The sequence below is a fragment of the Martelella sp. genome (assembly GCF_984369615.1).
In genome coordinates, this window is record NZ_CFHTCS010000141.1 from 1 (window position 1) to 10,392 (window position 10,392).

6 protein-coding genes and 1 pseudogene are annotated in these 10,392 nt (G+C 58.5%); 5 read left to right on the forward strand and 2 right to left on the reverse strand.

The annotated features are described in order from the left end of the window. The first annotated feature begins 332 nt into the window (after positions 1-332). Positions 333-1,893, forward strand: a pseudogene (locus AC5DC2_RS12520) (ISL3 family transposase). Between the two features lie 67 nt (positions 1,894-1,960). Here AC5DC2_RS12520 and AC5DC2_RS12525 read toward each other — a convergent pair. Then, positions 1,961-2,929: an endonuclease/exonuclease/phosphatase family protein gene (locus AC5DC2_RS12525; protein WP_491698705.1), complete on the reverse strand. Its 969-nt coding sequence runs from the start codon at positions 2,927-2,929 to the stop codon at positions 1,961-1,963. A gap of 1,283 nt (positions 2,930-4,212) precedes the next feature. Next, the gene (locus AC5DC2_RS12530; protein ID WP_491698706.1) at positions 4,213-5,247 is read right to left on the reverse strand and encodes an AraC family transcriptional regulator; all 1,035 of its coding nucleotides are present in this window, start codon (positions 5,245-5,247) and stop codon (positions 4,213-4,215) included. Positions 5,248-5,736: 489 nt separating this feature from the next. Between AC5DC2_RS12530 and AC5DC2_RS12535 the strand changes: the two genes are divergently transcribed. The 4 genes from AC5DC2_RS12535 (at position 5,737) to AC5DC2_RS12550 (ending at position 10,312) form a co-directional block, all read left to right on the forward strand. Then, positions 5,737-7,173 (forward strand): DUF1254 domain-containing protein, encoded by a 1,437-nt coding sequence (locus AC5DC2_RS12535; protein ID WP_491698707.1) that lies wholly within the window; start codon positions 5,737-5,739, stop codon positions 7,171-7,173. A 170-nt stretch (positions 7,174-7,343) separates the two neighbouring features. After that, positions 7,344-8,858: a DUF1254 domain-containing protein gene (locus tag AC5DC2_RS12540; RefSeq protein WP_491698708.1), complete on the forward strand. Its 1,515-nt coding sequence runs from the start codon at positions 7,344-7,346 to the stop codon at positions 8,856-8,858. 135 nt (positions 8,859-8,993) lie between these two features. Beyond that, entirely contained in the window at positions 8,994-9,437 is a 444-nt protein-coding gene (locus AC5DC2_RS12545) for a DUF2721 domain-containing protein (RefSeq protein ID WP_491698710.1), read from the forward strand. An 83-nt stretch (positions 9,438-9,520) separates the two neighbouring features. Beyond that, positions 9,521-10,312 (forward strand): hypothetical protein, encoded by a 792-nt coding sequence (locus tag AC5DC2_RS12550; RefSeq protein WP_491698709.1) that lies wholly within the window; start codon positions 9,521-9,523, stop codon positions 10,310-10,312. Positions 10,313-10,392 lie beyond the last annotated feature (80 nt).

The following is a 10,392-nucleotide window of genomic DNA, read 5'->3' on the forward strand; positions in this document are numbered from 1 at the left end:
CCTTTCGAGCCGTCCGAGCGCTTCAGCGCTTTGGTCAACGGTCTTTCGAACACAGTCCACGGAATGATCGCGTTCAGCTTCTCAAGCGGGTCACCGACAGCGCTCAACCGCGCATATCGCTCATCAACATCAAAGAAACCGGGCTGTCCGCGCATCGTCCGCTCCATGCAAATCACAATGCGCGAAGTGAATCAGAAAATGCCGATCTTCGCGAGGTTTTTAGAGGTGTCCAATTGCTCCAGCCTGTCAATCGGCGTTGTAATGGGGCTCTGACTCAATTTCGATGATATTTGGGACTCTGCTGACATGGTTTTCGTTGGAGGATCAATGCCATGCGCTCCCAATTTCGTCTTTCCGGTCTGATCCCAGCCGAATTTTTGGTGGAAACAATTCGCGAGGATGCCACGGCAATTGCGATCTCCGCACGTGCTGCTTCGAGCTGTAGCTCATGCCCTCAATGTGGCACGGCGTCTTATCGTGTTCATAGCCGCTACGCGCGGGTGATTGGCGATTTACCGTGTTGCGGACGACGGATCGAATTGCATCTGACCGTTCGACGGTTCATTTGCGGGGACGGCAATTGCAGTCAAAAGATTTTCGCCGAGCGGTTCGGCGATGACGTGGTCCGACCGATGGCCCGCAGGACAGCGCGTCTGGACACCTTGGTTCGCCATCTCGCGCTTGCATTGGGCGGTCGACCGGCAGCCCGACTTGCGGATCGCCTCGGATTTCCGGTAAGCAATGATACGCTGTTGCGCACCGTTCGTCGGTATGATCGCCCACCGCCAATACCACCGAGCGTCATCGGGATAGATGATTGGGCATGGCGTCGCAATCATCGGTATGGCACGATCATTTGCGATCTTGAGCGGCGAAAAACAATCGCATTGTTGCCAGATCGGGAGCTGGCGACAGCCAAAGCCTGGCTGGCCCAGCAGCCCCAGATTGAAATCGTCGCACGAGACCGCGGAGGCGGATATGCACAGGCTGCCGCACAGGCCCTGCCGCAGGCCGACCAGATCGCAGACCGTTGGCACCTTATGGAGAACGCCAGCCACGCCTTTCTCGACGCTGTACGCAAAAATATGCGGCAGGTCCGCATGGTAATTGGCACAGCAACCATTAATCCGAAGCTACTCACTGCCGCGGAGCGCCTGCAATACGAGGGTTATCTGCGGCGTGAGGAAACCAATGCCGTTATACGCGGGTTCGTTGCCAACGGCGTGTCCATCAAGGATCAAGGAAATCGTGCGAAGAACCGGATACAGCCGAAAACTGATCCGCAGTGTCGTCCGGGGTCAGCGTACCGAAATCTTCCGGGTCCGACAAAGCTCGCTCGAGCCGTATCTGCCTTGGCTTGAAACGCAATGGGATGCCGGACTGCGAAACGGAGCTGAGCTATGGCGGCAACTTCGATTGGCTGGCTTCGACGGCAGCCTGCGGGTTGTCTCCGAATGGGCAACGCGGCATCGGCGTGCTGAAAAGGCCGAAAGCGGTCTCGGCTATGCGCCGGCCGCCCGTACGGTCGTCCGCCTGATGACGCTTGAACGGAGCAACCTGACCAAGGCCCAAACGATGACGATTGCAGCCATTGAAGAAAGTCTGCCAGACCTTGTCGAAGCCAGGGATGTCGTTGACGGCTTCCATGAAATCCTGCGCCACAAGTCCAAAGATGATCTGGACGCCTGGATCGACCGTGCGATTAAAAGTCTGGTGGCCTCCTTCGCCAACGGCGTCATCCGTGATAGGGCTGCGGTCCAAAATGCGATCACCTCAAAGTGGTCGAACGGTCAAACCGAAGGGCAGATTACCAAACTGAAACTTGTCAAACGGCAGATGTACGGACGGGGAAAACTCGATCTACTCGAGGCGCGTGTCGTCGGAGCGTCCTGATGCCATCGAGATTGCGTCAGAGCCCTTATTCCACGCCTAATCACAGCCTGCTTTCCCAGAGCCATTTTCATTGCGAATTCGCCGGGCGTGATATGCCGCTGTCCGCAAGGGATGGCAGGGAGACTTCCGCTTCCAGCCCATAATGATTGGACCCCATATTATCCTCAATGCGATCAAGTCTCTCGATATAGGCTGGCGAGCGTACAAAGATATGATCGATCGGGAGGCCGAGCGCCGGAGCGTTGACAGGCCAAGTTCGCGGTTCATCCCAGTACGAGCGAAGGCCCGTCTGCATCAGGAAAGACTGAATATCCGGTGACAATAATGATGAATTGAAATCCCCTGCGACAATGATTGGACCCTCAATCTTCTTCAGCCGGGCTGCCGCACTTCTGAGTTCTTTACTTTGATGGACGTCGAAATAGGGTTTTGCTAGATGCATCGCCACAATCGTCAAATGGGTACCATTGACGCTTATAGCCGCCTGCAAAAATCGATTATGGTAAAGCCTGCCCATGCTTCCGAACTGTGCTCTATCGAGCGGAAATTTAGACATAACCATCATGTCGCAGGCGGAGACAAGCACGCCACATCCGGCCCTATAGGGATAAACCTTGGAAAGGGCGGAGAGTTCGTCGGCAAGCGGCCTGGATTCGAGAGTATAGATGATATCTGCGTCCGCCTCTTCGAGCCAACGGGCAATCTCTGCGCCGTTTCGATTGGTACGCAGAATATTGAACTCGATCACTTTGAGCCTCCGCCTGTCCTCCTCCGCCATAATTGTTGATTGAGATGTTCTCTCGTTCAGGTGCCAGACCCACAGGCACATCATCACCGACGCCGCCAGAGGCAAAGCCAGCCACGCGGACCTAGCGAGAAAAAGGAGGGAGAGCGAAAATAACAGCGCAGCTGCCGCGAGATGAGCTCGTATGCCGCCCAAAAAAGCTGCAGGCCAATTATCCGCCAACGAGGGAAGCAAACCCAGAAGAAGGGCTAAAATCGCGCACACTCCGATCAAGGTCGAAAGCAAAGTCATAATCATTCCCGGAAAGGGCCTGCGCCATGTCTCGCTGTCCGCTTTGCTGCAATGAAAAACGGGTGTCTGCTTAGGCGTTCGAAAAAAAATCTTCAAAAATGGTATTCAACTATCGCATTGAAAATATGGCATTGACTTGAGTTGGTAAAGTTACGAAGCACCATATCATGCCGTTGGCCTGCCCTATTCAGAAAAACGCATGAAGCAATGGGCGACGATCAAAGCTCAGGTCCGCCTTCGAGCGTGTGTTCGCCAGGCAGAGGGACAAAATGAGGCTCTTCATCCAAACCATCGTCGTCCACAGGGCGAAGGTGAAGATCGGCATGGCCAATATCGTCAACAACATGCTTCGCTACGCCTTCCATGAAGGGAAATGCGCGAACGCCTGACGACAAAGCCCGGAAAACGGGCCTAGACGCAGAATTCCACGACACCGAAATGCACGAAAAAATGCCCCGCCCTCGTAAACTCCGCCTGCCAAAGCCTCGGAGCAGGGTAGATCGAGGTGTCCAATTGGCACAGCGATGGCTGTCATGTGGCAAATGACTGCACCAAAGGGCTTCGATTATAGTGGCTGCATTCTGCCTATCCCTTCATGGGGCACGCTTCCGCTAAGCCCTTGAAAAGGCTAAGCTCGATATTCGCCCTTGTGGTCCAGTCCTGCGACTGAAAAAACTGACGAAATCGTCCCTGTACGTCTCGTCTCGACCGCACCATTCTCAGAATAAAGTACAACCACATCAGTTGGTCATGTGCAGACGTGTACCACGTCAGGACCATGCCTGGGGCGCTTTGCTTCTTTGCATGGCGTTGACGGCGCGTTTCCAGCGTTCGACGCGGCGGGTGTAGACCTCGCTTGTCTTTGCCTCGGAATGGCCGAGGATAGCCATCATCTCATACTGGCCGCAGCCCGGTTCGGCGGGGCCCTTTCTGACGCCTTGAGCCGAGAGATGCGCCGGACCGGCCTCGACGCACCGCTGCCGAGTTCCCTGCCGGCGAATCGGGCGCGGTGATCGTTGGGCGGCAGATAGCGCTTTCGAATCTGCCGGTCTGCTCCGCCGCTGCGGGAGCGCCTTCCGGAAATTCTCCCGGCTGAAAGCGAAGCGCGGCGCGCCCAGCAATTCTGCCGTCGTGATGGGCGGATGTCCCCAGGAGTTGTCGATGCCTTCCTGCCCAAAACTGAGGAAGGAAGGCGCGCATGCGCAAATCGAATTTCAGCGACGATTGGAAGCAGACAATCGGCAACGCGCGGAATGCGAAAGGTTTTCTTCTCCGGAAGGGACTTACGAATGATGCTCTGCTGTCCCGTGTGGCCGGTTGCTTGTCCGGAACTCCCGCGGCCCGTAGCCGGTTACCTTTCTGAAAGCGCGCGCGAAATTGGCGGGGGAGGAATATCCCATCTCAGCCGAAACCGAGGTGATCGTTCCGTTGGTATGCCGAAGCAGTTCGATCGCCCTCTGGATCCTGATCGCATTCGCCATGCTGCGAAAATCGGTACCGGTTCGGTTCAGTTCGCGTTGCAGTGTCCGGATGCTGATGTCCATCGCGCGCGCCGTGCTCTCCAACGAGATGCTGCCGGCGCGGACCTGCGTGCGAAGCTGTTCGACAACCACGTTGAGCATGTCGCGCGGTGCGCCGCCCCGTCTTGCTCTCATGACATCCTCGATGGTGACAATCGATCTTGCATCGCGGCGCGGGTTTGCTGCGAGATGATGGCGCTCGATCACAGCCGTCACCACCGGCGCGCCAAAGACGACAGGGCACTGGAACACCGTTTCGAGCGCTGCTGTCTGGCGGGGCTTGGCGATGTCGAGTTCCACCCGCAACGGGGTCCAGTAGGCGGGCAGATAAGCTCTCATCACGCTGAGAAGCACGCCGGCCGCCGCAACCGCGATCGCGTCGTAGCCCTCACAGCCGGCAAGGGCGAATGCATAGCTGTATCGCACTTCGTTGCCGACGATAGCGACCGACATCCCATCGCCCGTACTGTGATAGGGCAGTGCGGAGATCGCCCGCTCGATGGCAAGGCCCAGCGTTTCCGCGCCAAGCAGGTAGCGACCATAGCTGCCGTAATTGGCGGCATTCATCGCGGGCACCATCAGGATGCCGATATTGGGTTCGCCCGCCGCTCTTGCCGCGGCGTTCAGAAACGAGACCACCGCCGCATGCGGAATGAAACAGTTCTGATCTTCAAGAAGTTCGAGATCGAAGCCCGCGGCGCGATTGGCCCGCCGCAACGCCCGCTCTCCCAGCTCCTGACGGACAAAGTAGGGTACGCCATGCAGTATGCGGCTGGAAATGACGGGTATTTCAGTCATATCTGCAAATCCTACGTCGGAGCCGGGTTTGGCGCAAAATGAGTGGTTGCGAATTTCTTTCGTTGCTACGCATTGTCTTGTGGATGTCCAGGAGAAGCGAAGTCTCCTTCAGGGGCATGCGCACAGATATGACCTTAGTCGCGTAAGCCATAGGCCATCGACACGTGAATATCAGGCGAGCCGATCAGTCGTCGCCCGTCATGTTTTAATGGTCGTGCCTTTCACGCAAATGACAGATCTGGATACAGTTGAGATTCTTCTCCCTCAAGTAAAGGGAGAATATTTCGTCTTGCCTGTATCCCCAAGCATTTTCAGCCGCCATCGCCCGTCCTGATGGGCCGGCAGCCATGCGCGGTGGCGAGGCTTGTGGAGCGCGTTCTCTAAAAAGTGGATGCCGGGTCTCGATCCGGGAGTGCAGCAAAACAAAGAGAAAGAGCATCGCCGGTGGTCCAATTCTTCACCGTAAATGCTCCATGGAAGGATTGAGCTATGATGATGCAAACTGGCAGGCTTGCCGGCAAGGTGATGCTGGGTCTGGCGGGGTCTCTCGTCGCATTTTCTGTGCAGACGGCCAATGCAGAAGACTGGCCAAGCATTGTCGAGGCGAAACAGATCGCCGAGGAGGGCTACGTCTACGGGCTGCCGATCGTGATGAATTACGCGATCATGTACGACTATGCGGTCGATCGCGACTCAGATCAGTTCAAGGCCCCCTTCAACGAGATCAAGAACGAGGCGCGGGTCTACACCTACAAGGACACGACGATCATCAGTCCGAACAGCGATACGCCCTACTCGGTTGCGTCTCTCGATCTGCGGGCGGAACCGGTCGTGCTGTCGGTCCCGGCGGTCGACAAGCGCTACTACTCGGTGCAGCTGGTCGATGGCAATACCTATAATTTCGGCTACATCGGCAGCCGCGCGACAGGCAGCGACGCCGGCGACTACATGATCGCCGGGCCGGACTGGAGCGGCAAGACGCCGGAGGGCATCAAGAAGGTGTTCCGCGCGTCCACGCAGTTTTCGCTGGCTATCTATCGCACGCAGCTCTTCGGCCCCGATGACATGCCCAATGTCGAAAAGGTCCAGGCCGGCTACAAGGTGCAGACGCTTTCCGCCTACGCCGGCGAACCCGCCCCGGCGGCTGCCCCGGCCGCCGATTGCCCGAAGGTCGACAAGGACCTCGTCAAGACCAATTTCTTCGAGTATCTGGACTTCGCCCTTCAGTTCGCCCCTGCGTCTTCCGCCGAAACCGAGATCCGCGCCAAGCTTGCCAAGATCGGCGTCGGCCCGGGCAAGTCGTTCCAGTTCAAGGACATGCCGCTTGAGCACCGGCTCGAAGTCGCGCTCGGCATGCGTGACGGTGACGAGAAGGTGAAGGCGTACCTCGCCGACAAGCTGTACAAGGCGAATGGGTGGTCGATAAGCGATCTTTGGGGCGATGCCGCGTTCGTCGACGGCGACTGGATCAAACGCGCGGCGGGCGCGTCCGCCGGCATCTATGGCAATGATGCCGCCGAGGCGGTCTACATCCTGGGCAGGAACCTCGCCAATGGCGACCTGCTCGATGGCAGCAAGCAAAGCTACACGCTGACGTTTCCGGCAGGAGAACTGCCGCCGGTCGAGGCGTTCTGGTCGATCACCATGTACGACGGAAAGACGCAGTTGCTGATCGAGAATCCCATCAACCGTTACCTGATCAATTCCCCGATGCTGCCGGAACTGAAGAAGAATGCGGACGGCTCGCTGACGCTCTACATTCAGAAGGACACCCCTGGCGCGGAGAAGGAATCGAACTGGCTTCCGGCGCCGGACGGGCCGATCTATCTGGCGATGCGCATGTATTGGCCGAAGACCGGAAAACCCTCCGTTCTGCCGGTCGGGCAAGGTACCTGGCAGCCTCCGGCCCTCGAAACGGCGAAATAGGCAGACGACCTCGCGCCGCTCATGTGGCGGCGCGACAGCCGGCGAGGACCGGGCCCGGCGCTCCCGTCCGGTCTTCGACGCGCAATGCCATCAAACCTTTCGGGAATGATGTTTCCGGATTGCGCAAGCGGCTTCAGGCGGAATGATGCCCACGTGGAGGAAAGAGAACAATGGTGCCCATGAAAAACCTGGTCTGCTTCACTTTTGCGGTGATGCTTGCGGGCGCAGTCCGCGCCGAGGCGCCGCCCGTCATGAAGATGACGACGCCCATCCCTGAAGCCATTGTCACGCCGGAAAGCGTGGAGACCCGTCTTGGAACGCTGAACTTCTTCGACGGCTATCCGGACGATGCCACCGCGAACCTGGTCTACGACAACCTCGATTTCATGCGCGGCGTCGAGGCATTCCTGAACGCCATGCCCGGGGCTTCGGCGGAAGCGATGCGGGTCGGGTTTGCAAGCCAGGGCGCGGACAACAACCAGTCCGTTCTGGTCTTCGAGGATCTGATGGACTCGCATTCGCTGTTCCTGACAGGGAACACGGAAAGCGTCTACAATCTGGCCTGGCTCGACACCAAGACGGGGCCGCTGGTGATCGAAACGCCGCCGAATATTCTCGGCTTCATCGACAGCCACTGGTTCGAATATGTCGGCGATATCGGCAATGCCGGTCCTGACAAGGGCAAGGGCGGCAAGTATCTGCTGTTGCCCCCGGGCTATGACGGCGAGGTGCCGGACGGCTATTTCGTGCTGCGCTCGCCCACCTACGGCAACCTTCTGTTCTTCAGGGGGTTCATGGAGGACGGAAGCACCACGACGGCGGTCGACAACAACAGGAAGTTCACCAGGGTTTACCCGCTGTCGGAAGCCGACAATCCGCCGCCGATGACCTTCATCAATGCGTCCGGAAAGGTGTTCAACACCATCCATGCCAATGATTTCCATTTCTACGAGGAAGTGAACGATATCGTTCAGCATGAACCGAACGATGCCTACCACCCCGAGGTGCTCGGTCAGCTCGCCGCGATCGGGATCGTCAAGGGCAAGCCTTTCGCGCCGGACGAGCGGATGAAGAAGATCCTCACCGATGCCGTGGCCGTCGGCAACGCCACGGCCCGCACCATCACCTTCAGGACACGCATCGAGGAGGCCTATTACTATCCCGACAGCGCCTGGTTTACCGGGTTCGTCGGCGGCAGCTATGAATTCCTTCTTGAGCCCGGCGTTCGCTTCCTCGATGCCCGGACGCTGTTTCACTACTACGCGACCGGGATAACGCCGGCTATGGCGATCAAGCGCGTCGGCGTCGGTTCGCAATACGCGGCCGCGACCATGGATGGCGACAAGAAACCTTTCGACGGCGGTTCGACCTACAGGCTTCGACTGCCCCCGAACATCCCGGCCAAGGATTTCTGGTCGCTCGTCGTCTATGACAACCAGACCCGCTCGATGCTGCAGACCGACCAGCCGTTTCCGAGCATCGGCAGCGACAAGACGGATATCGTGGTCAATGCCGATTCATCCGTCGATATCTGGTTCGGTCCGACGGCGCCGGAAGGCCACGAGAACAACTGGGTTCAGACGGTGCCCGGAAAGGGATGGAACGTCGTGCTGCGGCTCTATGGTCCATTGGAATCATGGTTCGACAAGTCATGGAAGCCGGGTGAAATCGAACGGATCAATTAATCGGATAGCGGGCTTGGCGCAGGGGTTGGGTGTCGGACGCCCTTATTCCCGGGACGATGACCCGTTCATCGGGCAGCGATCCCCGGATCGCGAACCGACCGGCTTGACGGTTTGAATTGGTTTCGAGTGATTTTGGTGAATGAACAACCTATCGTCAGCGATCTCGTCGCTATCGTGCAAACATCCCTTGCCCCTGTCTTCCTGCTGGCGGGCACCGCGGGCTTTGTGAGTATCTATACGATACGACTGGGGAGAGTTTCGGACCGTTTGAACGAGATCGCGGACAGCGGACGGGCGCTGCGCGAACAGGACCCGGACCTGCGGCTAGGGGCGCTGACGCTTGTGGTCGCCATGATCCTCGGCGCGGTTGCGGCGATCTGCACGGGCAGCGCGATCCTGAACCTGCTGGCCGGCGCGCTCGAGATCGGGTTGCGCGAGGAAAACCTGTTGTGGCTCTTCGGCGGCGCGATCGTATCGCTGATTGCGTCGCTCGTCGCATTTCTGTTCGAGCTGCTGGTCTGCGCCCGAACGATGTTGCGGCAGTTGAGAATGGATCGAATGCACAGATGGCTTGAATGATGAGGCATTTCCGGCAGGACAGACGCGCCCGTTATGGCGGTTGAACAACCGATCCGCATGCCGACAACACTATGGGAGACAACATGAAAATCCGCCTGGTTTCGTCTCTTGCCGCGATCGGCGTCTGCCTGGCATTTCAGCAGACCCGGGCTGCAGACATCTACCTGCCGATGACGCCGAACATCCAGGAGGCCTCCACGCCCGAGGGCTGGACGTTTACCTTCGCGCCTTATTTCTGGGCTGCCGGAATTTCGGGAGACATTGCCCAGTTCGGGCTTCCGCAAGTGACCGTCGACGCAAGTTTCGACAATATCTTCGACCATCTCGATGTCGGTCTGATGGCGATCGGCGAAGCGCGCTACGGGCCGTACAGCGTGATCGGCGATGCCATCTACATCAAGCTGTCCGGTCAGACCGGTTCGCCGGTTGGCAACACCGCCGCCTCCGTTAAGCTGGAAACCAGCACTTTCGCAGGGCTGCTCGGCGCCGGCTATACCTTCGCGGAGGATGAGAAATACCGGCTTGAAGTCGTCGGCGGTCTGCGGGTCTGGTCCGTCGACAGCACGCTTTCCATCACCGGCGGCGCCTTCGACGGTCGGTCGAGAAGCGATAGCGCCACATGGGTGGACGCCATGGCCGGCTTGCGCGGGAGCTATTTCCTGACACCGAAAGTCTATTTGACCGGATGGGGCTTCATCGGCGCCGGCGGCGCCGATCTCGACTGGGATGTGGCAGCGACGATCGGCTACCGGTTCAACGACACGGTCTCGGCGGTTGCCGGGTACCGCGCGCTCGGGGTTGATTACAACAGCGATGGGTTCGTCTTCAACGTCGTCGAGCAGGGTCCGATCATCGGCCTGTCGCTGCGGTTTTGAGTGCCCTCCGGATCTCGTCCCGGCGCGCATCCGGACCCGGGAACGCGCATGCTTTCCGCACAAGGCGCATTTGGTGGCTG